22 protein-coding genes are annotated in these 25,222 nt (G+C 67.0%); 10 read left to right on the top strand and 12 right to left on the bottom strand.

Annotation, left to right across the window (positions count from 1 at the left end; all coding sequences use genetic code 11):
• The first annotated feature begins 450 nt into the window (after window positions 1–450).
• From HWX31_RS18790 to HWX31_RS18780, 3 genes are read left to right on the top strand one after another with little or no spacing between them, the layout of a single operon-like run.
• Entirely contained in the window at window positions 451–3,330 is a 2,880-nt protein-coding gene (locus HWX31_RS18790) for a xanthine dehydrogenase family protein molybdopterin-binding subunit (protein ID WP_174960248.1), read from the top strand.
• Window positions 3,327–4,052, top strand: a complete 726-nt coding sequence (locus tag HWX31_RS18785) for a (2Fe-2S)-binding protein (RefSeq protein WP_174960246.1) — start codon at window positions 3,327–3,329, stop codon at window positions 4,050–4,052. Before HWX31_RS18790 ends, HWX31_RS18785 begins: the two co-directional genes overlap by 4 nt.
• Window positions 4,049–5,299: a cytochrome c gene (locus tag HWX31_RS18780; RefSeq protein ID WP_174960244.1), complete on the top strand. Its 1,251-nt coding sequence runs from the start codon at window positions 4,049–4,051 to the stop codon at window positions 5,297–5,299. Before HWX31_RS18785 ends, HWX31_RS18780 begins: the two co-directional genes overlap by 4 nt.
• A 42-nt stretch (window positions 5,300–5,341) precedes the next feature.
• Here HWX31_RS18780 and pal read toward each other — a convergent pair whose 3' ends face one another.
• The 5 genes from pal to HWX31_RS18755 all read right to left on the bottom strand — a co-directional run bounded on the left by pal (window position 5,342) and on the right by HWX31_RS18755 (window position 8,081).
• Window positions 5,342–5,839: a peptidoglycan-associated lipoprotein Pal gene (gene pal / locus HWX31_RS18775; protein WP_174960242.1), complete on the bottom strand. Its 498-nt coding sequence runs from the start codon at window positions 5,837–5,839 to the stop codon at window positions 5,342–5,344.
• Between the two features lie 296 nt (window positions 5,840–6,135).
• A complete protein-coding gene (locus HWX31_RS18770) occupies window positions 6,136–6,300 on the bottom strand; it encodes a hypothetical protein (protein WP_174960240.1) in 165 nt (54 codons plus the stop codon).
• A 177-nt stretch (window positions 6,301–6,477) separates the two neighbouring features.
• Window positions 6,478–7,188: an RNA polymerase sigma factor gene (locus tag HWX31_RS18765; RefSeq protein WP_174960238.1), complete on the bottom strand. Its 711-nt coding sequence runs from the start codon at window positions 7,186–7,188 to the stop codon at window positions 6,478–6,480.
• Between the two features lie 22 nt (window positions 7,189–7,210).
• Window positions 7,211–7,552 (bottom strand): cupredoxin domain-containing protein, encoded by a 342-nt coding sequence (locus HWX31_RS18760; RefSeq protein WP_244143781.1) that lies wholly within the window; start codon window positions 7,550–7,552, stop codon window positions 7,211–7,213.
• Window positions 7,536–8,081 carry a DUF4142 domain-containing protein gene (locus tag HWX31_RS18755; RefSeq protein WP_244143780.1) on the bottom strand — a complete coding sequence of 182 codons (546 nt, stop codon included), beginning with the start codon at window positions 8,079–8,081 and terminating at the stop codon, window positions 7,536–7,538. The genes HWX31_RS18760 and HWX31_RS18755 overlap by 17 nt, the downstream gene beginning before the upstream one ends.
• Window positions 8,082–8,264: 183 nt before the next feature.
• Between HWX31_RS18755 and HWX31_RS18750 the strand changes: the two genes are divergently transcribed.
• Entirely contained in the window at window positions 8,265–8,879 is a 615-nt protein-coding gene (locus HWX31_RS18750; protein ID WP_174960234.1) for a hypothetical protein, read from the top strand.
• Between the two features lie 44 nt (window positions 8,880–8,923).
• Here HWX31_RS18750 and HWX31_RS18745 read toward each other — a convergent pair whose 3' ends face one another.
• Entirely contained in the window at window positions 8,924–9,361 is a 438-nt protein-coding gene (locus HWX31_RS18745) for a carboxypeptidase regulatory-like domain-containing protein (RefSeq protein WP_244143779.1), read from the bottom strand.
• Window positions 9,362–10,015: 654 nt separating this feature from the next.
• Between HWX31_RS18745 and HWX31_RS18740 the strand changes: the two genes are divergently transcribed.
• Window positions 10,016–10,741, top strand: coding sequence for a glutathione S-transferase (locus HWX31_RS18740; RefSeq protein ID WP_174960232.1), 726 nt, complete (start codon window positions 10,016–10,018; stop codon window positions 10,739–10,741).
• A 17-nt stretch (window positions 10,742–10,758) separates the two neighbouring features.
• On the opposite strand, the gene HWX31_RS18735 is transcribed toward HWX31_RS18740, so the two are convergent.
• A complete protein-coding gene (locus HWX31_RS18735) occupies window positions 10,759–11,523 on the bottom strand; it encodes a 2-keto-4-pentenoate hydratase (protein ID WP_174960230.1) in 765 nt (254 codons plus the stop codon).
• 232 nt (window positions 11,524–11,755) lie between these two features.
• On the opposite strand from HWX31_RS18735, the gene HWX31_RS18730 reads away from it, so the two are divergent.
• Together HWX31_RS18730 and HWX31_RS18725 are read left to right on the top strand one after the other, a co-directional pair.
• Window positions 11,756–12,529, top strand: a complete 774-nt coding sequence (locus tag HWX31_RS18730) for an isocitrate lyase/PEP mutase family protein (RefSeq protein WP_174960228.1) — start codon at window positions 11,756–11,758, stop codon at window positions 12,527–12,529.
• Window positions 12,516–13,571, top strand: a complete 1,056-nt coding sequence (locus tag HWX31_RS18725; RefSeq protein ID WP_174960226.1) for a bifunctional transcriptional activator/DNA repair enzyme AdaA — start codon at window positions 12,516–12,518, stop codon at window positions 13,569–13,571. The genes HWX31_RS18730 and HWX31_RS18725 overlap by 14 nt, the downstream gene beginning before the upstream one ends.
• Window positions 13,572–13,634: 63 nt before the next feature.
• Here the strand turns inward: HWX31_RS18725 and HWX31_RS18720 are convergent, their stop codons facing one another.
• Genes HWX31_RS18720 through HWX31_RS18710 form a run of 3 tightly spaced genes read right to left on the bottom strand, consistent with a single transcriptional unit; the run spans window position 13,635 to window position 17,736 of the window.
• Complete coding sequence (locus HWX31_RS18720; protein WP_244143778.1) at window positions 13,635–15,623, bottom strand: DUF4034 domain-containing protein; 1,989 nt, start codon at window positions 15,621–15,623, stop codon at window positions 13,635–13,637.
• A 14-nt stretch (window positions 15,624–15,637) separates the two neighbouring features.
• On the bottom strand, window positions 15,638–16,420 hold the full coding sequence (locus HWX31_RS18715) for a DUF1266 domain-containing protein (protein ID WP_174960222.1): 783 nt from the start codon (window positions 16,418–16,420) through the stop codon (window positions 15,638–15,640).
• Window positions 16,414–17,736 (bottom strand): hypothetical protein, encoded by a 1,323-nt coding sequence (locus HWX31_RS18710; protein WP_244143777.1) that lies wholly within the window; start codon window positions 17,734–17,736, stop codon window positions 16,414–16,416. Before HWX31_RS18710 ends, HWX31_RS18715 begins: the two co-directional genes overlap by 7 nt.
• A 407-nt stretch (window positions 17,737–18,143) precedes the next feature.
• Here HWX31_RS18710 and HWX31_RS18705 point away from each other — a divergent pair, with 407 nt between their 5' ends.
• Window positions 18,144–20,264 carry a S53 family peptidase gene (locus HWX31_RS18705; RefSeq protein ID WP_174960220.1) on the top strand — a complete coding sequence of 707 codons (2,121 nt, stop codon included), beginning with the start codon at window positions 18,144–18,146 and terminating at the stop codon, window positions 20,262–20,264.
• Window positions 20,265–20,280: 16 nt separating this feature from the next.
• Here the strand turns inward: HWX31_RS18705 and HWX31_RS18700 are convergent, their stop codons facing one another.
• Entirely contained in the window at window positions 20,281–20,433 is a 153-nt protein-coding gene (locus HWX31_RS18700) for a helix-turn-helix domain-containing protein (protein WP_174960200.1), read from the bottom strand.
• Between the two features lie 521 nt (window positions 20,434–20,954).
• Between HWX31_RS18700 and HWX31_RS18695 the strand changes: the two genes are divergently transcribed.
• Together HWX31_RS18695 and HWX31_RS18690 are read left to right on the top strand one after the other, a co-directional pair.
• A complete protein-coding gene (locus HWX31_RS18695) occupies window positions 20,955–22,886 on the top strand; it encodes an acyltransferase family protein (protein WP_174960218.1) in 1,932 nt (643 codons plus the stop codon).
• Window positions 22,887–23,245: 359 nt separating this feature from the next.
• Window positions 23,246–24,439, top strand: coding sequence for an MFS transporter (locus HWX31_RS18690; RefSeq protein ID WP_174960216.1), 1,194 nt, complete (start codon window positions 23,246–23,248; stop codon window positions 24,437–24,439).
• Between the two features lie 306 nt (window positions 24,440–24,745).
• On the opposite strand, the gene HWX31_RS18685 is transcribed toward HWX31_RS18690, so the two are convergent.
• Window positions 24,746–25,189 (bottom strand): GNAT family N-acetyltransferase, encoded by a 444-nt coding sequence (locus HWX31_RS18685; protein WP_174960214.1) that lies wholly within the window; start codon window positions 25,187–25,189, stop codon window positions 24,746–24,748.
• Window positions 25,190–25,222: the final 33 nt, after the last annotated feature.

The following is a 25,222-nucleotide window of genomic DNA, read 5'->3' as shown; positions in this document are numbered from 1 at the left end:
CACCGTTGCGGGCGAAACCGTTCGCCGGATGCGCACGACATTATCACGAAACATGGCCGTCCGGTCGGGCAAGCCCCGGGCTCATCACGATGCAGCGGGCCGGCGCGCACGGCGCTTGCGCGATCGGCGCGCGCGTATCTTGCGCTCGCATGGGCCGCGCCGGCCGTAACGCGTGCGCGGGCATCGTCGGCGTCCGGTCCGCAGACGCCCGGACTGTCATTCCCGCCGCGCATGGCGGGCCGATGGCGCCGTCGGCCGGGCCGAGCGCCCCGTACGGATGACGAGGCCGGCGGCGTGCCGCCTTCCCGCGATGACCGTTATAAGCATTCCAATAAGTAATACATGCGAGAAACGCTATAGCCGCCATCCTGTAAAAAATGACAGAATGCGCGCCGCTCCGAACGCCGCGACACCCGCCCGCCTTCGCGAGCCGCACCAGGAGGTCCCCCCATGAAAAACCACGGCCTGTCACGGCGAGGTTTTCTGAAAGCCGGCGTGCTGGCGGGCGTCGCGGTCTACGTCGCGCCCATCGGCAGCCGCGCATTCGCAGCACTCTTCGAAGAAAAGCTCCTCACCCCGGTCAAATGGAACAGCGTGACCGGCATCCCGCAATTCCGCATCGACGGCATCGCGAAGGTCACCGGCGCGAAAGTGTTCGCTCGCGACGTGCGTGCGGCCGACATGCCGCATTGGCCGCAACAGCAGTCGCACGCGCTGATCCTGCGCGTCGCGCAGGCCGACCGCGTATACGAAGGCTTCGACCTGTCGCTGCTCGGCGACGACCTGAAGCCCGACCGCATCGTCACCGCCGACGATCTCGCGCGCGACGGCGTCGCCTTCCCGGCGTTCTACGGCGACGACATGCTGCTGCCCGCCGGCAAGACGCCCGCGTATCTCGGCCATGCGGTCGCGATCCTGATCTACCACGACTTCGCGCGCTTCCGCTTCGCGAAGAACCTGCTCAAGTTCCGCGACGACGTGATCCGCTACGGCGCGGTCACGGGCCCGCTCGAACGCGACCCGTGGGGCACGTTCCGCTACGTGCGCGTCGGCGGCAAGAGCGCCTACGACGACGACGCCTATTCGAGCCTGAAGGACGCGCCGATCTTCCCGAGCATGATGCGCAAGCACCAGCCGGTATGGCCGGACGGCAAGGAGCACGGCAAGCTCGACGAGCAGGGGATGTTCCATGCGGCGCGCATCGCCGACGAGCTCGACCATCCGTCGGCCGACTGGCTCGTGTTCGACCGCGAGTACAGCACGCAGTCGGTCGACACCGCCGCGCTCGAGCCCGACAACGCGAACTGCTGGTACGACGCCGCGACGCAGGCGCTGCACCTCGTCGTGCCGACCCAGTCTCCGCTCGAAGTCGCGGAAAACGCCGCCGCGATGGTCGCGAAGTGCCGCTTCCCGGTGAAGAAGCTGTTCGTGCATCCGTGCTACACGGTGGGCTACGGGTCGAAGGACCACTTCAACGTGCCGTTCTACGGGCTCGTATGCGCGCTGTACGCGGACGGCCGCCCGGTGCGCTTCGCGAACGACCGCTACGAGCAGTTCCAGACGTCGCTCAAGCGCCACGCGTTCAGGATGCGCTACCGGATCGCCGTCGACCGCAATACGGGCCTGCTGCAGTCGTTCAAGGGCGACTTCGAGGCGAACGGCGGCGGCCGCAGCAACTTCTCGCCGTCGGTCGCGATGGTCGGCGCCACCGCCGCGCAATCGATCTACTACTTCCCGAAGAGCGATCTCGCCGCGGTCGCGATCGCGTCGCGCGCGATCGACGCGGGCTCCGCGCGCGGCTACGGCACGCTGCAGAGCATGGCCGCGACCGAGATGGCGATCGACGAGATCGCCGCGCAGCTGCGGCTCGATCCGATCGAGTTCCGCCTCAAGAACGCGCTGCGCTCGGGCATGAAGAACACGCAGGGGGCGATTCCCGCCGGCGCGTTGCGCGTCGACGAGGTGCTCGAACGCGCGCGGCAGCATCCGCTGTGGACGCGCCGCGCGGCGCGCAAGGCCGAATTCGAGGCCGCGCATCCGGGCCGGCGCTACGGCGTCGGCTTCGCGTGCGTGCAGAAGGACTTCGGCACCGGCGCGGAAGCGTCGTTCGCGAAGGTCGAGTTCGACGAGAACGGCCGGGTCACGCTGCATCACACGGCCGCCGAGATCGGCACGGGGATGTCGACGTCGCAGGCCGTCGCGGTCGCGAAATGGCTCGGCCGGCCGGCGACGGAGGTGCGCGTCGCGGTGACGGAATGGCCGGACCTGCCGGTCGAGACGAGCGGCGATCCGTATCTGATGTCGCAGGCCGACCAGGACCGGCTGAGCGCGAACCCGCGCTGGACGCCGAGCGTCGCGTCGCCGTCGAGCGCGACGAATTCCGCGTACTACTTCACGCACAGCACGCGTGAAGCCGCGCGCGCGGTGTTCCGCTACGGGCTGTGGCCCGCGGCGATGTCGATCTGGACGCGCGGCCTCGGCGGCGGCCAGGCCGCGCCGTACACGGTCCGCATCGAGGATGCGCGCTGGGTCGACGGCAAGCTGACTGCCGACGGTCTCGAGCCGCTGCCGTTCGAGGAGCTCGCGAAGCAGGCGCATGCGCTCGGCCTGCCGACCGGCGCGGTCGTGCACGTGTTCAACCGCTGGCAATGGACCGACGCCGAGTTCGAGATCGGCGGCGCCGTCGAGCGTCTGCCGATCGACGGGTTGTCGCTGCGCATCGGCGCGCCGAAGACGGGCGACGGGAACGCGCCGGTGCCGGGCACCGCCGCACCAGCCGGCGCGACCGCGATGCGCGGCACGCTGCCGCCGACCGCGAACGGCTATCGCGTGCTCGACCGCAAGCGCGTGTTCATCCCGCCGACCAGCCGCAACAACGCGGCCGTCACGTACTACACCGCGGTCGGCACGCTCGTCGAGCTGGCCGTGCACGAGGCGACCGGCAAGGTCGAACTGCTCACGCATCACTCGATCATGGAGTGCGGCAACCAGATCTCGCCGCAGCTCGTGTCGGGCCAGCTGCAGGGCGGTCTCGCGATGGGCATCGGCCACGCGCTGCACGAATACCTGCCGCTGTACGAGGACGGCCCCGGCAACGGCACGTGGAACTTCAACCGCTACCGGCTGCCGCGCGCGTCCGACGTCGCCGTGTGGACGCAGACGGGCGAAGTGCTGCCGCCGCTGTCCGAAACCGATCCGCCGAAGGGCGTCGCCGAAGTGGTGATGATCCCGGTCGTCGGCGCGATCGTGAACGGCATCGCGCACGCGATCGGCCATCGTTTCACCGACTTGCCGGTGACCCCGCAAAAGATCCAGGAGGTGCTCGCATGACGACCGCCCAAACCGCCGCGTCGACTGCCAGCGCTACCAGCGCCGCCGGCGTCGTTCCCCCGGCCGCCGTCCCCGCCGTCTCCACCGGCGCGGCCAGCGCGCCGGCTCCGGCATCCGCCGCTGTCCCGGCGCCGGCGTCCACGCCTGCCGCGCCGGTCGAGCGCCCGCTCGTCCGCTATCGGCCGAAGCCGCTGTCGGTGACCATCAACGGCAAGTCCGTCGGCCCGATGCAGGTGCCCGAAGGGCTGATGATGATCGAGTTCCTGCACGAGTATGCGGGGCTGACCGGCTCGCGGCTCGGCTGCGGGCAGGGCATCTGCCACGCGTGCGTCGTGATCCTCGACCAGCCCGACGGCACGAGCGAGGAAGTTCGCAGCTGCATCACCGGTGCGCACTTCTTCCACGGCCGCTCGATCCGCACGATCGAAGGCCACGCGAAGCGCAACGACGCGGGCGAAGTGGTCGAGCTGTCGCCGATCCAGCAGAAATTCCTCGAGCATTTCAGCTTCCAGTGCGGCTACTGCACGCCGGGCTTCGTCAACGCCGCGACGGTGCTGATCGAGCGGCTGAAGCGCCAGCCGGTCGCGAAGGCCGACGTCGAACGCACGATCACCGAAGCGCTCGACTCGCACCTCTGCCGCTGCACCGGCTATGTCCGCTACTACGAAGCGGTGAAGGACGTCGTGATGACGACGCCGGGACTCGTGAAGGACGCCGCATGACACGCACATTCGCCCAACGGGCCGCGCGCGTTGCCCGCGTGCCCGCGCTCGCGGCCGCCTGCGCGCTGCTGCTCGCCGCCTGCGGCGGCCGCGATGCGCCGGCCGCCGGCATCGCGCCGACGCCCGAGCAGATCGCGCGCGGCCGGTATCTCGTCAAGGCCGCCGACTGCGCCGCGTGCCATACCGCGAAGGACGGCGCGCCGTTCGCCGGCGGCGCGAAGCTCGATTCGCCGTTCGGCACGTTCTACGGCTCGAACGTCACGCCCGACAAGGACCAGGGCATCGGCAGCTGGAGCGCCGACGACTTCTACGCCGCGCTGCACGACGGCAGGGCGCCCGGCAAACGGCTGTATCCGTCGATGCCGTTCACGTCGTACCGGCAGCTCACGCGCGCCGACTCCGACGCGATGTACGCGTACCTGATGTCGGTCAGGCCGGTCGCGCAGGAAAACCGTGCGCACGAGCTGAGGTTTCCGTACAACCTGCGGTTCGGGATGGCGGCCTGGGATCTGCTGTTCCTGAAGGACAGCCTGCCGGATGCGTCGACCGGCCAGTCCGCCGACTGGCGGCGCGGCCGCTACGTCGCGAACGCGCTCGGCCACTGTGCGGAATGCCATACGCCGCGCAGCTTCACGGGTCAGCTCGACGGCGCGAAGCCGTTCGCGGGCGCCGCGCTCGGTCGCGTAGCCGCGCCGGACATCACGCCGGCGGGCCTCGCCGCGCGCGGCTGGACGGGCGCGGACCTGCAGACCTTCTTCAGTGTCGGCATCGCGCCGCAGGGCTCCGCGTTCGGCGAGATGTATCCGGTCGTGCACCTGAGCACGCAGCACCTGGCGAAGGACGACCTGCGCGGGCTGTCGGTGTACCTGCTCGGCGACAACGCGCCGGCGCCGCAGCCGGTCAAGCCGGTGTCGGCCGACGCCGCGCAGCTTGCGGCGGGCCGCTCGGTGTACGTCGCGGTGTGCGCGGGCTGTCACGGGCTGAACGGCGAGGGCAAGCCGCACGTCGCGGTGCCGATGAACGGCAACTCGACGCTGCGCCAGGGCGATCCGCGCAACCTGCTCGTCGCGATGCTCGACGGCATCGACGAGCAGAAGTTCGCCGGCGTCGAAAACATGCAGCCGATGCCGGGCTTCGCCGCGACGTTGAGCGACGACGAGCTCGCGCAGTTGTCGAACTACCTGCGCGCGACGTGGGGCGGGCAGCCGGCCGGCGTGACGCCGGCCGACGTGAAGGCGATGCGCTGACGGAAAGGGCGGGGCGGCCGGCTGCCGGCAACCCCGCGCGCGTCAACGATAGACCAGATCCGCGCGCCGGTTCTGCGACCACGACGCCTCGTCGTGACCGAGCGCCACCGGTTTTTCCTTGCCGAGGCTAACCGCTTCCAGTTGGGTCTCCGGCACGCCCAGCGTCACGAGCGCGCTCATCACCGCGTGCGAGCGGCGCTGGCCGAGCGCGAGGTTGTATTCGGACGTGCCGCGCTCGTCGGTATTACCCTGGATCAGCACGCGCTGCGACGAGTGGCGGCGCAGGTAATCCGCGTGCGCCTGCAGCAGCGTCAGGTATTCCGGTTTCACGTCGTAGGCGTCGAAATCGAAATAGATGCTGCGCTTCGCGAGCGGGCTGTTCGGATTATTGAGCTCGTCGGTCGCGACCGACGGCGTGGAGGGCGCCTGGCCGCCCGCGCCCTGATTCATGCCGGCGTTCTCCGGCGTCTTCGCCGCGTGGTGGCAGCCCCCCAGCAGCGCCAGGACCACGATCACCGCATATCGGTTCGTCTTGTTCATCGTTCGTCTCCTGCGGGGTTGCTCGTACCACTGCAATCAGATTAGGAAAAATGTCATGACGTGACCAGTCGCGCCGAGCGTCTTGCGGCCGGTTGCAGCGGAGCGAGCAGGGGACGGGATACGCGGCTTGCGGTTCGCGAAGCCGGTGGTGCGCCATGGTTCGGGCAGCCGGTCAGCGTGACGCCAGCCGACCTGGAGCCGATGCGCCGCAAGGGAAGGGTAAGGCGCCGCGGCGCGACGCGGCCGGTTTCCGGCGCTCGCGCGACGCGGGCCAGACGACGGTCGAAAGTGACGGGTCAGTATCCGCCACCGCCGCCGCCCCCACCGCTTCCACCGCCGCCCGCACCACCGTAGCGGCCGACCGAGTGGTTCTGCGAAGCGCCGTTGTCGGACATGCATCCCGCGGAAAGCAGGAGCGTCAGCGCCGCAACCACGGCTGCGACAAACGCTGTCGATTTCATTTCAGACTCCTGTTGTCGACATGCAGGCGGCCCGATCGCATCGTCCGGCCGACCGGCCGGACAGGGCGCCCGCGCGATCACGTAACGTTCGGGGCAGCCGGCTTATTCCATGTCCGGGCCAGCCCCGTTTTCGGGCTTCCGGCCGGCTGAGCGGGAATCCGCCGACGCGTCGCACGTTCAGGCGTCCGGCGCATCGCCGGAATCGTCTTGCGTCAACCGCGCCAGCACCTGCGCGACCACCCGGTCGCATTGCGCCCCGCGAAAATCGAACGCGTCGCGCCCGGCCATGTCGAGATCGAGCGTCAGCGACGTACGCAGCATCCGCCGCGCGCGATGATGCCGGCTGCGCACCGTCGCCTCGGGCAACGCGAGGCATTGCGCGGTTTCCTCGACGGTCATTTCCTCCACCGAGCGCATCATGAACACGATCCGGAAGGCCGACGGCAACGCATCGATCCGGCGCTCCAGCAGGTTGCGCAGCTCGGCGCACGCGGCCGACCGCTCGGGCGAATCGGACGAGAAATCGATCATGTCTGTCTCGTCGAATGCATCGCCGACGTCGCGCATCGGCAGCGCGCCGGCGCGCCGTCTCGCGCGCCGCGCGCGGCCGAAGCATTCGTTCAGCACCAGCCGCGACAGCCACGTGCCGAGCGTCGCGTCGCCGCGGAATCGCGCGATCGACCGGTATGCGGACAGGTACGCGGCCTGCAGCGCGTCCTCGGCTTCCGCGTCGTCGCGCAGGATCGCGCGGGCCAGCCGGTACAGGCGCCGGTTGTGCCGGCGCATCACCAGCTCGAACGCACCGGGGTCGCCGGCGACGATCCGGCGGATCAGGTCGGGTTCGTCGCCGGGCGACGCAAGCACGCGCGAATCGGAAACCGTCGTCATGGGCGACACCTCGTCGGCGAATCTAACGGACGATCAACGTGCCGTGCATCGTCGGATGAAACGTGCACGAGTACGGGAACCGGCCGTGCTTGCGCGCCACGTAATGCCACGACGCCTGCGGCGCGATGCTGCCGGAATCGAACCCATTGCCGTCCGCGCTCGCCGTATGCGGAAACAGGTCGCGGTTGACCCAGGTTACTTCGTCGCCGCGATGCACGGTCAGCTCGGCCGGCGTGAAGCGCATCTGCTCGATCACGACCACGTGCGACTCCGCGTTCGCCGCAGACGCCGCGAACAACGCGAACAGCAGCGCTGCCGCCAGCGCACCGATGGGCGCCGTCAGCGCATCATTGCGCGCCGCCACCGCCTTTCCCCAGCGTCGACTGCAGACGCCGCGCATGTTCGAGGTGCGCGACGAACGCCGGCTCGCTCTTCACGAGCAGCGCCTTCAGCTCGGCATTCTTCGCCGACGGGATCAGCGTGTGATCGATCGCGTCGAGCACCGCTTCATGATAGGTCACCTCATGATCGATGTAAGCGCGGTCGAAACGCGCGCCGTCGAGCTTGCCGAGGTTCTGCAGATTGGTATCGCCGCCCTGCTTGAGGTTCATGCTGGTCGGGTTCTCTTCGGGCGTCACGCCCAGCTTGTGCACGAGGTCGGTCGCCGCCTTGTTGACCCCGGTGTGGTCGGTCACCATGCGGCCGGCGAATGCCTTGACGTCCTTGTTACGGGTTTTCGATTCCGCCAGCTTTCCCGCGTCGATGTCGACCTGGTTGGCGGTGACGACGATCGCCGCGATCTGCGGGTCGGTCGGGCCGGCCTGCTGCGCGGACACGGGGAGGGCGACGGCGAGCAGCGCGCTGCATAGCGCGGCATCGAGGACAGTGTTCATCTGAATTTTCCTCCGGACATTGGCTGACGGAATCACGCCGTCACGCGGACGCGGTTCGGGGCCGCTCAGTCAATTGGATGTCGCGTGCCGCGCGCCCGTTTCCGGCGCGCGGCCGGGGAGGGCTCGATAGCGTGCGGGCTTGATACACTTCGGCGGGCCGCCATTCCGACCACCGACAAGAACATGAAGACCGCCGCTCGACGTCAGCCGCGCCACCGCCATAGCCCCCTCGACCGCGTCGTGCTCGGCGTCGCCGCATTCGCGATCGGCGGGCCGCTCGTTGCCGCGCTCGTTGCGCCGACGATTGCGTTGATCATCTGGTGCGCGTTCGGCCAGCCTTTCTGGGGGATTCTGAAGTTTGGCGCCGGCATGGCGGTGCTGATCCTGTTCGGCTCGGTCCGGTTCGGCTATTTCGTGCCGATTGCCGTGACCGGCGGCATCATGGGTGCGCTCGGCACGCGCGTACGGCGCCGCTGGTTCGTGCTGCTCGGCATGCTCGTCGGCACGGCGACGATGATCGGCTATGTCGTTCTGGACGCTCTCCAGATGCACGCGCTCGACGAAGAGATCAGCGGCCTCGACGTGATCGTGATCGCCGATGCGTTCATCACGTCGGGCGTGCTGTCGGGATGGCTGCACCGGCGGCTCGCGCGGCAGGCGAAAGCCAGCGAAGCGGTTCGATCGAATGGGGGCGACTGTCCCGACGCGCCGCATCTGTCACCGCCCGCGCCGGACCAGGCCGCGGCCGACGCCCAGCCTGGACCGGCACCGGCACCGGCAGACCGCGCGTCGCCGTAGTTACCGCGACGCCATTGCCGTGCCGCGTGGCGTCACGGCGCCCGTCACATGTTCCAGAGGAACACTTCGTGAACGTGCGACGACGCCTGCACCTGCACGCTGCGCCGCTGGGTCTGACCGTTGTAGGTCGCCGTCACCGAATAGCGTCCGGCCGGCAGCGCGGCCAGCAGTAACGGACCCTCGGTCACTGTCGACAGAACCTGACGGCCGTGCGCGTCGGTGACGTTCACCGGGATGTCCGCCAGATATTCGTTGTTGCCGCTGCCGGTTCGTCCGGCGAACTCGAGCGCCAGCGAATAGTCGCGCATCTGCTGCTTGAGCGCGGCCGACTGGTCGCTGCCGATGCCGCCCGACACATAGGCGACCTGGCCCTCGTGATTTTGCGGCGGCAGCGACGACGCATCGGCGGCCAGCACAGATTGGCCGCCCAGGCCGATCGCCACGGCGGCGATCCCCAGTTTCAAGGTGGATAAGCGTTTCATCGTGACCTCCCTCCATTGGCGCCATGCAAAACCGCACATGAATGCATATGCGGGACTCGCGTCCGCAGTCGCTGGCAGGCGTTCGCGATGGCATCGAACACGCGGCAATGGCGCGACGGCACGCATCAGGTCGGGACCGGCGATGGATTGGCGTTCGGGAAAGCGCGCCAAGTCAGACGCGGAGGAACGCCACCGGCTCGTCGTATTCGGGGTCGGGTTCAGGTGTCGATGCCCGCCTTTCGACGCTGCGCCGTGACGTTTGCGGTACCGGTTTGCCGTACCGTCAAGCAGACCGTGGCGGCTGACGCGCGGCAGCGGGCGCGGGGAAAGGGGCGGTAAAACCGCGCCGCGCCGGCCGCAGCGGAGGCGAGGCGGTCACATCGAAGAATGCAACGCGTATTCGCACGTTGCGTGCCATGCCTGGCTCCTGTCGCATGGCGTGGCCGTAAGCCCACGCATGACGCGCCGGGCCGGAATGGCCGCTTCACGGTACGACAATTTCAGCCTAGGTCGAAAGGATTAAGACAGGCTTAAGCGCGCACTTTTAACCGGCACGCATTAAGCTGACGAACGACGCGATGCATGGACGCGATGCGCGAGAATCGGAAATGTGCCGGACCATTCCGGCTTTCAACGAACCGAGTGGAGGGCAACATGCGCTACGAGCTTTATTACTGGCCCGGCATCCAGGGCCGCGGCGAATTCGTACGGCTCGCGCTTGAAGCGGCCGAAGCCGACTACGTGGACGTCGCGCGCCGATCCGGGCGCGGCATGGGCATGCCGGCCATGATGCGCGTGCTGGAGAGCACGACCGAAACCTGCCTGCCGTTCGCGCCGCCGTTCCTGAAGGCCGGCGACCAGATCATCGGGCAGACCGCCAGCATCCTGCTGTTCCTCGGCGGCCGGCACGGCCTCGCGCCTCAGGACGAAGCGGGGCGGCTGTGGGTCCACCAGCTCCAGTTGACGGTGGCCGACTTCGTCGCCGAGATTCACGACACGCATCATCCGATCGCCGGCAGCCTTTATTACGAGGATCAGAAGGCGGAGGCCGCGATGCGGGCGGAGGATTTCCTCAAGCATCGCGTGCCCAAGTTCCTCGGCTACTTCGGCAAGGTGCTCGCGCACAACCCGCACAAGAGCGGCTATATGGCAGGCGGCGAACTCAGCTACGTGGATCTGTCGATGTTCCAGTTGATCGAAGGGCTGCGCTACGCGTTTCCGAACGCGATGGCCCGCATCGCGCCGAAGCATCGCGGGTTGATCGACCTGCACGACCGGGTCGCGCAGCATCCGCCGGTCGCGCGCTACCTCGCGTCCGCACGGCGGATTCCGTTCAACGAAGAGGGGATCTTCCGGCATTACCCGGAACTGGACGCGTAACGCGCCGGGCCGCGAACTCAGGCGACCAGTTGCACCGCGAGACTCCCGAGCGCGCCGAATCGTACGGTCAGCGTCTGGCCGAGCGGGGTTTCGATCGCACCGGCATACGAACCCGTCGTCACGATCTGGCCGGCCCGAACGGATTCGCCGCGCGCGGCGAGGAAATTGACGAGCCACAGCAGCGGCCTGACCGGATGTCCATCCGGGTGCCGGCCGTCGATCGACCGGTTCACGCCGCCGTGCAGCTCGAGCGCGATCGCGTCGAGCGTCGCGTGCAGGCCGCCGGGCACGGCCGGCCCGACGCACAGGCCCTGGTTGAACTGCCCGTCCGCGAGCAGTTCCGGCACGGTCGCCCGCGACGGCTCCGCGTAGCGGCAGCCGAGCACTTCGAGCGCGAGACGGACCTCGCGGATCGCGCCGCGCACGTCGTCTTCGTCGTAGGGCCGCTCGCGCGGCGGCAGATCGCGGTCGATCACGAACGCGATTTCCGGTTCGATCCGGACGGTCGGCGCATCGGCCACGACCCGAAACGGGCCGCCTGACGCGTGGATCGTCGACGCGAGGATCGGCGCGACGACGACGCGCCCCGGCGGCGGCAATGCGCATTTCCATCCGCCGACCGGCTCGCCCGACAGTTCGACGACGCGGCGCTGGATCGCGAGGGCCGTTTCGATGTCGTCGGGCCGGCAATCATCCGGCAGCAGGGGGCCGGCGACGCCGGTGCGGCGGGCTGCAAGCAGATGGCGGGCGGCGCGTTCCACGCGTTCGGGGGTGTTCGTCATGTCGTTTCCGGGAGTCGGCGGCGCCTCGCGGTGGGTTGCGCGTCGCGAGGCGAAGGGATCGATGATAGCGGGTTTGGAGCGGTTCGATTGGCCTGGAAAGGCATGCTGACTCGTCAATGTCATGCTTGAATGTGCAACCGACATGCGGACGAAAAATACTCGTCCGGTTTTCGGTTGTGACGCATCGAGCCGAACCCACATACTGACGGCACGTTCAATCGAGGAGCTATCCATGCACTTTGCCCGACTGCACCATCAAGCCGAACCGCTGCTGCTCGCCAACGTCTGGGACGTCGCAAGCGCCGTTGCGGCGAAAGCCGCGGGCTATGCCGCCATCGGCACGTCCAGCGCGGCCATCGCCGAGATGCTGGGCTATGCCGACGGCGAGGGCGTGAGTTTCGCGGAACTGAAAGCCCTGGTCGCACGTTTGCGTGCTGCGACCGACTTGCCGCTGACCGTGGACATGGAAGCCGGCTATGGCGAGACGGCCGGGACGGTTGTAGCCAATCTGCGCGAGCTGGCGGCCCTGGGCGTGGTCGGCGTCAATCTCGAAGACAGCGTGGTACGCAACGGCCAGCGAACATTGTCGGACGCGGAAGCCTTCGCCCGGCGTCTGCGCGACATCCACGCCGGCTTGCAGGCGGCCGGCGTGGAATTGTTCGTCAACGTGCGCACCGATGCCTTCCTGCTGGGCATCGCGAATGCTCGTGCGGAGACCATCGCCCGCGGCCAGAGCTATGCCGCGTGCGGCGCCGACGGCCTGTTTGTGCCCTGTGTGACCGACGAAGCGGATATCGCCGCCATCGTGGCTGGCGTGTCCTTGCCGTTGAACGTGATGTGCATGCCGAATCTGCCGTCGTTCGAGCGCCTCGCCGCGCTGGGCGTCAAGCGCATCAGCATGGGCAATTTCCTGCACGGGCGGGTGCAGCAGACGCTGCGGCAACTCTTTGCCGCCGTGCGCGACGAACAATCCTTCCGGGCGCTGTTCGACCATGCTGGTCACTGATGCCCGACAAATCGACGCCTACTACCGCGCGCTGGTCGAGCGCGCGGCGGACCATGTCGGCATCTTCTACGTCGCGGTGAAAACCACCGGCGTGTTCTGCATCGCCACCTGCCGGGCACGCAAGCCCAAGCGCGAGAACGTGGTGTTCTACACCGACCTCAAGGAAGCGCTCGACGCTGGCTACCGGCCGTGCAAGGTATGCAAGCCGACCGAGAACGCCAACGCCGCGCCGCCCGACGTGGCCGAGGCTATCGCATGGGTACGCCAGCACCCCAAGGAGCGCCTGAGCGACTGGCACCTCAGGCAGCGCGGCCACAGCCCGGAGCGCATCCGGCGCTGGTTTCAGCAGCATTACGGGATGAGCTTTCAGGCTTTTCAGCGCTCGCTGCGCATCAATACGGCGCTGGAGGAGCTGAAGACCGGTCGGCGCACGACCGATGCCGCACTCGACAACGGCTACGATTCGCTCAGCGGCTTCGGCTACACCTGCAAGAAATTGACCGGCGGCGCGCCGACGGCGGCCGCCCACGTCATCCTCATTCACCGCTTTACCACGCCGTTGGGGCCGATGTTCGTCTGCGCAAGCGAGCGCGGCGTCTGCCTGCTGGAATTCGTGGACCGCCGGATGCTGGAGACCGAGTTCAAGGATCTGCAAAGGCGCCTGCGGGCACGCATCCTCGCCGGCGAAAACCCGCATACCCGTCAGGCCGAGCGCGAAGTCGGCGAGTATTTCGCCGGCACGCGCCGCCAGTTCGAACTGGCGCTCGACACGCCGGGCAGCGCGTTCCAGCAGTCGGTGTGGCAGGCTCTGCAGGCCATTCCGTACGGCAGCACCGCGAGCTATTCCGAGCAGGCCGGGAAACTCGGCAAGCCGCAGACGGTGCGAGCCGTGGCCGGCGCCAACGGCGCCAACCGCGTGGCGATCGTCGTACCGTGTCACCGGGTGGTCGGAAAGAACGGCGCGCTGACCGGCTACGGCGGCGGGCTCGCCCGCAAGCAATGGTTGCTGGAGCACGAGCGGCGGCACGCGTCGAGTGGATAGGCCGTGGCGCGGCTTCGCCGGCAAGCCGGCCCGCGCCAAGCGCGCGGCCGGCGTCCGTCGCGATCAGACCATCGCGTTGTCGCTGCCCGGGATCTCGTGCGCCTTGATCTGCTTGCGGTGCAGTTTGTACAGCAGTTTGCCCAGCATGCCGTCCTCGTGATACATCCGCGTGATGTTGCGCACGTATTCGTCGTCCGGCGCGATCGCCTGGGCGCCCATGATCCAGCGCACGCTCTCGCGGTAGTTGTAGAACGTCTTGTCGCGGCCGTCGCACAGGATCACCGACAGCGCGGCCATCGCCGCCGGATGGCCGCCGTCCGCATAGCGGCGCAGCTCGTCCATGTAACGGTGGCGCGACGGGATGTCCTCGAGGACGCCGATGTAAATCAGCATGTCCTTCAGGCCGTCGGTGTGCCCCATCTCGTCCGCCTTGCGCGCGGCCTCGATGGCCTCGATCCTCAGGTGCTTGCGTTCGTCGGGGTCCTTGCTCGCATTGGCGAGGCGATAGCAGGCATCCGCGAGCATGTACGCCCCCATGTTGCCGCCGCTTTCCATCGTCAGCCGATAGTAGTGGGCGGCCCTGTACAGGTCGGGCTGCACATGGATGCCGTCTTCGTGGAAGAGCCCGAGCAGGTATTCGCAGGAATCGCCGCCGGCGGCCAGCCCCAGCTCGGCGATCGCGAACGCTTCGGCGCAGCGTCGACGCTCGAAGCGCAACGCGGACGCCACCTGGTTCCAGGCCAGCGACCCGGGCTCGTGCGCGCGCGCAGCGTCCAGCCAGGCTTCGCCGCGCGCCTCGTCCAGCGCAAAGCCGAACGTGCCGTGGCGGTGGCCGTAGCCGCGCAGGATTAGGGCCGCCGTGCATTGGTGCGCGTCGGACGCGCGCTCGATGGCCCGGGTCAGCCAGTTACCGTCTGGATCCTGTCCCAGCGTCAGGTTCACGGCCATCGCCATCGCGCGGTTGTTGTCGATCGGATGGTGGCGCTCGGCTTCCAGCAGGCACGCGTAAGCCGGCTCGTATTCGCTGCGCATGAAGTGGCTGACCGCAAGCCAGTGCAGGGCCTCCCAGCGGTGAAACGGGTGCAGCGCGGCGTCCGCCCGGGCGCGCGTCTCGGCCATCCAGTGGCGCACGTCGTCGGCATCATCGTCCTCGTCCGCGGTGTCGTTCAGGTACTCGTCGCGCCAGATTTCGTGGCGCAGCCGGTCTTTTTCGACTTCGCTCAGGTGCGCGCAGGCGCCGGAGCCGATGAACGCGAGGATCTGCTCGTGGGTGCCGCCCCAGCGCGGCTGCATGTACCAGATGAACTTGCGCAGCACGAAGAACAGTTGCGGATGGAGATGCAGCGTGGCGTCCATCCAGTACCACTTGCCGCTGCGCATCTTCCTGCCTTGAACCGGGCCGGGCAGTGCGTCGGGAAACTCGGCCGGGCAGGCGACCGGTTCGTCCGGATTCAGGCCCGAGCGCGCCAGCACGCCCAGCAACGCGTCGCGTGCGGCCGCGTCGTCCACCGGCAGCTCGTCGTTCAGCTCGGTGACGGGCCACTGCCGCTGCTTCACCAGCCGGGTGAGCCAGCCGGGCTCGCCGAACGACGCCACGCTCTGGAAGAGCAGCGCGGGCGCGCCCCACATCGTCGGGGACAGCAGCAACGCCCGCAGCGCGGCCACCGCGGTGCGCGTCGCGCACGCGTGGGCGCAGGCCCAGCTCGCCTCGGTGACCGATTCCGCCCAGCCGGCGCCCCGGTATTCGTAGGCCCAGTGGTGCCAGTAATGCGCTTCGCACAGCCACGCGTGGGCCGAGCGCGGATTGGCCGCCTGCCACGCGCGCAGGCGCGCGAGCCCTTCGGCGCCGGCCTCGGTGCAGTGCCGCAGATCGCCGGGCAGGGCGTCGACGTAGCGCGCCTCTTCGTCGCGATCGGTCAGGCTGGCGGCCAGCGCCGCATCCAGTTTCGCGTCGAGTGCGGCATAGTCGCCCGCGCGCAGCAACGCGTCGATGTCGAACAGGAACCATTTCGACGGTGCTGGCGGGATCAGGTCGTGAGGGGCGGAGGACATGTCGGTGTCGGCGTTCATGATGAAACGGGTTGGGGATCGAAGATGCGATAGCGCTTCCAGGGCAGCGTGACCCAGTTGCCGGCCGGATTGCGCAGATGCTCGCGCACTTCCTGCGTGGCGCGAGAGGAAGCCGGGCCGTCCTGGCCGCTGCCGCTCAGCCATTGCCGGCGGGCGCGGGCGTAGGCGAGACCGAAGTCTTCCCAGCCGTCGAAGCTGTCCTGCGCGCGCTGGGCGTTGAGCAGCAGCACCAGCCACGCCTGCGGCTCGGGCGCCCAGCCCAGCAGCGCAAGACAGCGGACCAGAAAGGCGGTGCGGGCGCAATCGAAGGCGAGCGCGTCGCGCACGCGCCCCTCGGCGGCCAGTTGCTCGTAGAAGCCGTCATGCGAGCGGCCGACGCCGCCGACCCATCCGGCCAGCACGTGTTGCACACGCTCGGCGATCTGCGGCTCGGGCAGGTCCGCCGGCAGATCCAGTTCGCGCAACAGCTGGCGGGCAAGCTGCTCGCGCTGCGCGTCCGGCAGCGCATAGACGAGCGCGTCGCAATCGCAGCGCATACCGTTGCGGATCAGCAGGATGTCGGCCAGCGCGAGCGCCCAGCGGCGGCGGTTCGGCGGCGCCTGTTCGGCCTGGCTCCGGGCGAAGCGCATCGCGGCGCTGTCTCGCGCCGGCACGGCCTGGTCCGTCCCGGCGGCCTGCTCGGCGTCGACCTCGCGCACCAGGCGGGCCGCGATCCGGAACGTGCGCAGCACGTACCACGCCAGCACCAGCCCGACGAGGCAAAGCAGCAGCTTCAGCATGGCTCGTCTCCGTGCGTGGCCGAATCGAGCACGAGCGGGCCGCAGAGCGCCGGATCGATCGGGATGCCTTCGATTGCGAATGCAACGGGCGCCGCCGGCGTTGCAGCGGGGTGCTGCGCGACGGGCACAGCGTTGCCCGACAGCGTTTGCCGCGCGGCGGCCGCCACCGCGGGATCGATTTGCCGAAGGCGGCCCAGCGCGTGAGGCGCGTTGCGCAACAGCAGCCATTGCAGCACGGCAGGCGGCTGCTCGAAGTGCTCGATCAGATGGAAGTTGGCGCTCATCACGCTCAACAGGTAGTCCGGGGAGCGCACGTCGGTGACGAACGTCCATTCGCCCACCGCGGCGCCCGGCGCTTCCGGCTCGAACACCAGACCCATGCCTTCGCAGTCCGGATGGCGTTCGCCCTTGGGTGCGAGTGCGCGCAGGAACTGCCGCACGTCGTCGGTGTAGCGGCGCACCGGATGGCGGTTCTGCTTGCCCTTGATCTGGTCGATGCGCAGGCCGTCGGCGCGCATCGACAGGCTGATCGTCACGTGCGGCTGATTGCCCGCGCCGCGCAGCGTGAACAGGCGCAGCCGCCCGTCCCGGACGGCCTCCGCATACTGCTCGCCATAGCCGCCGCGCAATTGCCGCCGGTCTGCAAACTGGCCGAGGCAGTGCTGCATGTGATACGACTCGTAGGCCATCTCCTCGCGCAGCGCAGCGTGGCTGCCGACGAATTCGAAGATCATCCCGTTCGCGGTGCGCAGCACTTCGTGCAGTGCCAGGCCGCTGCTGGGCACCCAGCCCTTGTCGCGTCGCGCCTGCATGCGCTGGTGTTCGCGCTCCCACATCGCGAGGGCCATCGCACACGTGATGCGCTGCAGCTTCTGCGCGAGCCGCGTGCCCGTGCGCGAGCGCAGGAACTCGACCAGCACGCGCTCGCGATCGATCAGCAGCAGGTGCTCGGGATCGATGAAGTAGAGCGGCTTGGGCAAGGCCGGTGCCCGCGATGCCACGGCGTCGGCCCCCGGTGCATCGGCCCCCGGTGCATCGCCTGACGCCGGACGCGGCATGAACCGGCGCACCAGCCATTCGGGGGCCGGCTGGTCCGCGCCGGCGACCGCGCGGTAGTCGGCCAGCGAATGCAGCGGCTGTGCCTGCTCGAAGCCGCCGATGACCCAGCGGAAGAAATGGTTGGCCAGCCAGGCCGAGATGTCGGCGGGGTCGCCGCGTTCAGCGCTGCGACGCGCGATTGCCGCCTTGATGTCCGGCGCGTTGACCACATCGCGCGGCTGATACGAGGCAGACGAGACCGGGGACTCGGTCACCATGCGGGACCTCCGGTCATCGGGAAATGCTCCGTCGCGCACCGGGGTCGGGCTTTAGAAATTCATTATGCATATTGGTTGGATGGCCCTGAACTGCAGCGCCGTTCTCTCGGGCGGCGTCGTGCCGGCATTCTAATTTAATCGGCGGCCCGATGGCTGAAAACGGCGTTGACGCTCGATTCCCGGCATCGATGGCTTGTTTCGAAACTGAAACAGCTTCCGTGTTTTTTCTCGGCCTTATGTGCCAGGGGATACGGCGAACCGCAATCAAATCATTCGGTTACCCGCGTATGGCATGAACGATGCGTGCTCGCGCAGACGGAGCCGGAACTCGACGTGCTCCGGCCAGCCCGGCAGAGACATTCAACGACGAAGGCACACGAGGGGCAGTCGGCTTCCCGGAGAAGATCATGCTCAAGAAATTGAAATCGGAAATCCTGATACCGCTTCTCGGCATTCTGCTGGTCATCGCCCCTGGCTTGCCCCAGGCAAGGACGGTTTCGCCTTCGCGACTCGTCACGCAGGTCATCGATGAACGCCAGACCGTGGAATTGCCCGGCAATATCCGTCAGGAGGCAAGCGCCGGCAACGATCGCGGCCGGGTTGACGACAGCCTGGTTCTGGAACACATGCAGCTGCTCCTCAATCGTCCCGCGGAAACCGAAGCCGCGCTCGATCGCTTCATCGATCAGCTCTACGATCCGAATTCAGCCAATTCCCATCGCTGGCTCACCCCGGAACAGTTTGGGGCCGAGTTCGGTCCCGCCAAGGAGGACGTGTCGGCGGTCACGGATTGGCTGGGCCGGCATGGCTTTACCGTCAACAACGTGCAAAAGAGCGCGATGGTGATTGATTTCTCGGGAACGGCCGAGCAGGTTCGCCGTACGTTTCTGACCGAAATCCACAAGCTCGATATCAACGGCGTTGCCCACATCGCGAACATGAGCAATCCGCGCGTTCCGCAGGCGCTCGCCGGTATCGTGCGCGGCGTCGTGTCCTTGCATGACTTCCGCCCCCATGCGAGCTTCAAGCCAAGGCGGGCCTATACGATCCCGTCGCTGTTCGCGACGTACAACGCCGTCGTCCCGGCCGATCTTGCGACCATCTACAATCTGCAGCCGCTGTTCGCGGCCGGAATCACCGGCAAGGGGCAGACGATCGGCGTCATCGAAAATACCAACATGTACGACGTTGCGGACTGGACCGCATTCCGTTCGACCTTCGGCTTGTCCGGCTATGCGACAGGCTCGTTGTCGCAGATCCACCCCGGCAATTGCGCCGACCCCGGTGTCGTCGCCGGCAACGAGATGGAAGCCGAACTCGATGCCGAATGGGCCAGCGCGGCGGCCCCGGGCGCAGCCATCGTGGTCGCGTCGTGCAAGGACACCAGCACCACGTTCGGTGGGCTGATCGCACTTCAGAACCTGCTCAACAGCGGGAGCGCGCCGGCTATCGTCAGCATCAGCTACAGCGAATGCGAGGCGGAAAATGGCGCGGCCGCCAACGCGGCCTACAACGCCGCGTATCAGCAGGCGGCCAGCCAGGGCGTTTCCGTGTTCGTGGCGGCCGGCGACGAGGGGGCAGCCGGCTGCGACCCGAACGTCACGAGCGCCACGCACGGCATCGGCGTCAACGGCCTTGCATCGACACCCTACAACGTCGCTGTCGGCGGCACCGACTTCGGCGACACCTACGCAGGGACGAACTCGACCTACTGGAGTTCGACCAACAGTTCCACTTACGGCTCGGCGCTGTCGTACGTCAACGAAATTCCATGGAACGATTCCTGCGCGAGCACGCTGCTCGCCGCGGCAAACGGCTACTCGACGACATACGGACGCGCGGGCTTTTGCAACAGCTTGTACGGCCTGTTGTTTTACCAGACCACGGCAAGCGGCAGCGGAGGACCGAGCGGTTGCGCCACGGGTGTCCCGCGCCAGCAGGGCATCGTCGGCGGCACGTGCAAGGGCTACGCCAAGCCGTCCTGGCAGATGTCGCTCGTCGGCAATCCGTCCGACCTCGTGCGCGATCTTCCCGACGTTTCGCTGTTCGCCGCCGACGGCGCGTGGGGACATTTCTATGTGTTCTGCGACTCCGACGCCGCGGATGGCGGCGTAGCCTGCACCGGCGAGCCGAGCGGCTGGGCGGGGGCGGGCGGGACGTCATTTGCCTCGCCGATCTGGGCCGGATTTCAGGCGCTCGTCAACGAGAAGATGAATGCGAGTCAAGGGAATCCGAATCCTGTTCTCTACCGGCTCGCCAAAACGGAATATGGGGCTGGCGGAAGCAGCAGCTGTAATTCGAGCAACGGCAGGAATGTCGGCGGCAGCTGCATTTTCTATAACGTCACGCAGGGTGACATGGACGTGGACTGTACGGGTTCGATCAACTGTTATCGAGCGGGCGGCGTCAGCGGCGTGCTGTCGACGACGAGCAACAGCTACCGGAAAGCCTTTGGCGCCGGTGTCGGCTGGAATTTCGCGACCGGCATCGGGACGGTCAATGTGACGAATCTGGTGAACAGTTGGTGAGGTGTGGGTCGTTTGGCTAGTGCCGCTCGACCTGTCGTCGACTGACATCGAGTCGCTCCGCGGCTCGCCACGGCATCAGCCGTCCTTCGACGACTGCTTCGACAACTTTGAGTCGATCCAGCTCGCGCATGCTCATGGTGATCGTGTTGGTGTTGGTGTTGTTGGCCACGGGCGGCTCCTGGTTGACCATCAGGAGCCGCTCAGGATGAACCAACCAGCAGCCAACTACGACATTTCAACTTTGCCCAGATACGACATTAGAACTTTGCTCCCACATGCGATCTGGTGATAATTCACGTTATGTCAACTTAAAATCCAATCAAAGCCACTGCACAGTCGTGACCTGCAACAGTGTAAGCCCCAGAACCGCATCTATCGATAAGCCTGCCATGAGCTCTGGCAATCCGTTTCAAGCGGGCATTGTCCGTCATGTTCCCCGGTAAGTGTGACCGCGATCATCCGATCTGCTCCAATCGCCTTGCAGCGGAACGCCCATGGTCGAAATTTGATTAAAAATCGCCTCGATTATTGGTTAATTGTTGAATTAAAATTGCGCCGCAGTTTCCATAACAGCCGAGCCCTGCATTGACGCCGTGAACCATACACGGCCGATTGGAGGGGCGCCAAGGCAAATTACAAAACACTGTGCTGCCGTGCCCACGGGCGAGCAGCCGGAACCACCGCTTCTTGATGAGCACCGTAGACCAGAACCCTGTCCTCGCCTTCGCGGATCCGCGCGGCGAGACGAAAAGTCATGCCTCGCGCCAAGCGCCAGGCTATCGCCCCGACATCGATGCCTTGCGCGCCCTCGCTGTCGTAAGCGTCGTCATATTTCACGCCTTCCCGAACTGGCTCCCAGGCGGCTTCGTCGGAGTCGACGTATTTTTCGTAATCTCGGGCTACCTGATCACATCGCATATCCTGCGCGAACTCGATGAGTCGACATTCTCGTTCGGAAGCTTCTATGGCAGGCGCATCCGCCGCATTTTTCCCGCGCTGCTGATCACACTTGTCGGCACCTACCTGGTGGGGTGGTTCAACCTCCTCCCCGAGGAATTCAAGGCTTTGGGCAAGCACATCGCGGGCGGCGCATTGTCGGTCGCCAATCTCGTCCTGTGGCGCGAGGCGGGATACTTCGATGCGGCCGCCGACCAGAAACCGCTGCTGCACCTCTGGTCGCTTGGCGTGGAGGAGCAGTTCTATCTCTTCTGGCCGATCATTCTTTGGGGCCTGTCGCGCGCGAGACGATCGCCGATGTGGGCAATCGCCATCCTCGGCACGCTGTCATTCGTATCGTGCATCATCATCGTACGCACGAACCCGGTATTCGCGTTTTACCTGCCAGTCACGCGCGCGTGGGAATTGATGGCCGGCAGTGTGCTGGCATATCGAGAACGCCAGCGCGTCGAGCGCGCGATAGGATTTTCGGAAGGTGGCGTGGTTGCCGGCGCCCTCCTGCTCCTGATTTCCATTGCGCTGCTGAACTCGCATCTCACGTTTCCCGGATGGTGGGCCATCGGCCCGACGCTTGGCACCTGTCTCGTGATTCGCGGCGGACACGATTCGGCGCTGATGCGCAGAGTGTGCACCAAGCCGGTCCTGTTGCTCGGCCTGATCAGCTATCCACTCTACCTCTTCCACTGGCCGATCCTCTCCTTCCTACGGATAATGTCCACCGGTGTACCAGCCTGGCACCTCCGCGCAGCGGCAGTCGCAATCGCCATTCCGTTGGCATGGCTCACCTATCGCTGTGTCGAACGGCCGATTCGGCGTGTACGGCGCCCCAACCTCCTCGCCCTGTCGCTCCTGATCCTGGTCCTCGGCGCGGGATTCGGCGGCTACAACGCGTACGCCCGCAACGGCATGGAGTTCCGCATGTCCCGTCTTGCGTCGCAGTTTGCTGACGGCGCGCGTTTCGACCGCGACCGTGAATGGCGCCGCGGATCTTGCTATCTCGAGGGAGCAGACGAAGAAACCTTTGCACCCGAGTGCGTCGGGCGCGGCACTGCGCCCATGGTGTTCCTCTGGGGTGATTCGCACGCAGCCGCGATGTACCCCGCTTTCCGCGACGAACAAGCCCACTATGGGGTGCGCGTGGCAGAGTTCAGCGCATCCGGTTGCCCACCGCTGCTCGGCGGTAACGATCACTGCGGCCGAATCAGCAAGCGCGTGCTGATCGCGCTAAAGCGTGCTGTGCCGCATACCTTGATCCTGACCGCGAACTGGAGACCCGATACGTTCGCCGCCCTCAAGACGACCGTAGCGGCCGCCCGTGATGCCGGGGTGAAACGTATCGTGCTGCTGGGGCAGGTCGCGACCTGGCAGAGCTCGCTTCCCAAGCTGTATTGGCTCTACTGGCGTCAACATCATGAGGTTCTGTCCGCACGGTCGTGGTTCGCCGTCGATCCCAAGGCATCGGAATACGATCGCCTGGGCAAGGCTACGGCAGAGGAACTGGGCATCGAATACGTGTCTGCGTACGGCGCGATGTGCGATGCCGACGGATGCATTACCCGCACCGGGAAAGGACGCGGCACGCTCGTGACGTTCGATGGGTCGCATCTCACGCCGGCAGGAGCGCAGGCGGTGATGAGCGCGACGGCATCAGCGCTGTTGAAGTAGGCGTCATGTACTGGCTGCGTCGTGGCTATTCCTGGGCGTCGTGTTCGATGCTCGACTAATCGCAGGTAATATTGGACTCGCGTCGCCCGGACCTCGCGCTCGCACCTGACGAGGTTATCTCGCGCGGCCTGCGGCGACACCCGCATCCGGCCAAGACAACGCGCCATCTTCTGCGCGGCGGCGTCGAGTGCCGATGCGACATCGCGCTCGCGGAACTGCAGCATGCCGTTGGCGCGTGCCCCACCCGGACGACCGCAGCGCCATAAATAAAGCAAAACGATCGCTCACTGGAGACAGGCTTGAACACGGCAACCCGATCAGACCTCGCACTAGACGCGGCAAGCGGACGGAACACCTTGGTGCTTGTCGTGTTCACCGCGTTAACGAATCTCGCGGACGGCGTGACCAAGGTCGCGCTGCCGCTGATGGCGACCGCGCTGACCCAGTCGCCGCTCCAGGTATCCGGCGTGTCGCTGACGCTCACGTTGCCGTGGCTGCTCGTCGCCCTGCATGTCGGCGTGCTGGTCGATCGCGCCGATCGCCGCGTGCTGCTGTGGCTCGCCAACGGGATGCGGCTTGCCGCCATCGCGGTGCTCGTCCTGCTGTCGCTGTCGAACGGTATCACGCTGCCGGTGCTGTACATCGGCGGCCTCACGCTCGGCATCGCGGAAGTGATCGCCCTGACCTCCGCCGCCGCGCTGGTTCCCGACGCGGTGGCGCCCGCCGGGCGCGAGCGCGCGAATGCATGGGTCGCCGGCGCGGAAACGGTCTGCAACGAGTTTTGCGGGCCGCTGGTGGGCGGCCTGCTCGTCGCCGCCGGCACCGCGCTCGCGCTCGGCACGGTGGCAAGCGCATACCTGATCGGCGTGCTGGCGCTGTGCTTCCTGGTCGGACGCTTTCGCGTCGTTCACGCGCCGGACGCGCCGCGCGAGCCGGTACACCGGCAGATCGCAGAAGGGCTGCACTACCTGTGGCGGGAACCGATCCTGCATCTGATGGCGGTCACGCTCACGGTGCTGTGCGCATGCTGGGGGGCCTGGCTCGCGATCATGCCGTTGTTCGCAACGAAGGTGATGGGCCTCGATGCGCGCGGTTACGGCGTGATGCTGAGCGCGCTCGGCATCGGCGGCTTCGTCGGCGCATTGAGCGTGACCACGCTGAATTGCTGGCTCGGGCGGCGTACGGTGATGTTCGTCGACCTGCTCGGCACGCTCGCGATGATGGCGATGCCGATAGCGACCGTCAATCTGTGGGCGGTGGCGGCAAGCGCGTTCGCGGGCGGGCTGGGCGGCACGCTGTGGAGCGTCAACTCGCGCACCATCAGCCAGGCGCTCGTTCCCGGCGCGCTGTTCGGACGGTATAACGCCGCCGCGCGCCTGTTCAGCTGGGGCGCGATGCCGGTCGGCGCGGGGCTCGGCGGGGTGCTCGCCGAACTCTTCGGCTTGCGCGTCGCGTTTGCGGGATTCGCCGTCGCTACATTGCTTTTGATCGTGCCGTTCCTGCGAATCGCTACGCCAGCGGCGTTGAATGCCGAGAAACCCGGACCGCGCTGAGCGCGACGGCCGTGATGTCGCTATGCGCGGAGCCACTGTCGCTCTGGTATCGATGACATTCGTTCGCGAAGTCGACCAGCCCGCCGACAAATTCGCCGTCGGCGACTGGCGGCTCGCCGTGAATAACCTTCCCTACTCGCCGATGCGCAATCGAACCTCGTATGCCGCGTCGCGTCTGTGTTCGAGCATGGCACTCACAAGCGCCTTCGTCGGCAATTGAGAACGATCACGAACGGACAGGCGGTGGCGCCGTTGCTCTACGCAAACGGCACGTATGGCACGCTCGCGGAGATAGATCGATGACGGTCATTCTGCGTCGTCGCAGCTCGACTCCAGCAGCAGGTACTCGCCGTCTTCCGCGGCGCCGGCGCCGATCTCGGTAAAGCGGCTCGCGCGATAGAACGCCAGCGCCGGCGCGTTGGCACGCAGGCACTTGAGCCGGTAGCGCGTCGCCGGCCAGCCCGGCAGCGCGCGCAGCAGCGCCCGGCCTATGCCGCGCCGGTGATGCGACCGGTCCACGTACAGGTGATGGATGAAATGGTCCGGCTCCCAGACCGACACGAAGCCGGCCAGTCGCCCGCCGTCGTCCTCTGCGACCAGCAGTCGCTCGCCTTCCGTCTGCGCGTCGAAGTCGGCCAGCTGGAACGCATCGCCCGGTTGCCAGACGAAGGTTTCGCGGCGCGATCGCAGGAAAAGCTCGCGCAAGAACGGCACATCCTCGGCCACGGCGGCGCGTATGGTGATGCTCATGAATCTGTTACCTCGCAGTGTAATGGTCGCCGG

The organism is Burkholderia ubonensis (assembly GCF_902833085.1).
Taxonomy (GTDB): domain Bacteria; phylum Pseudomonadota; class Gammaproteobacteria; order Burkholderiales; family Burkholderiaceae; genus Burkholderia; species Burkholderia ubonensis.
This window is presented reverse-complemented; position numbering and strand designations above follow the sequence as displayed.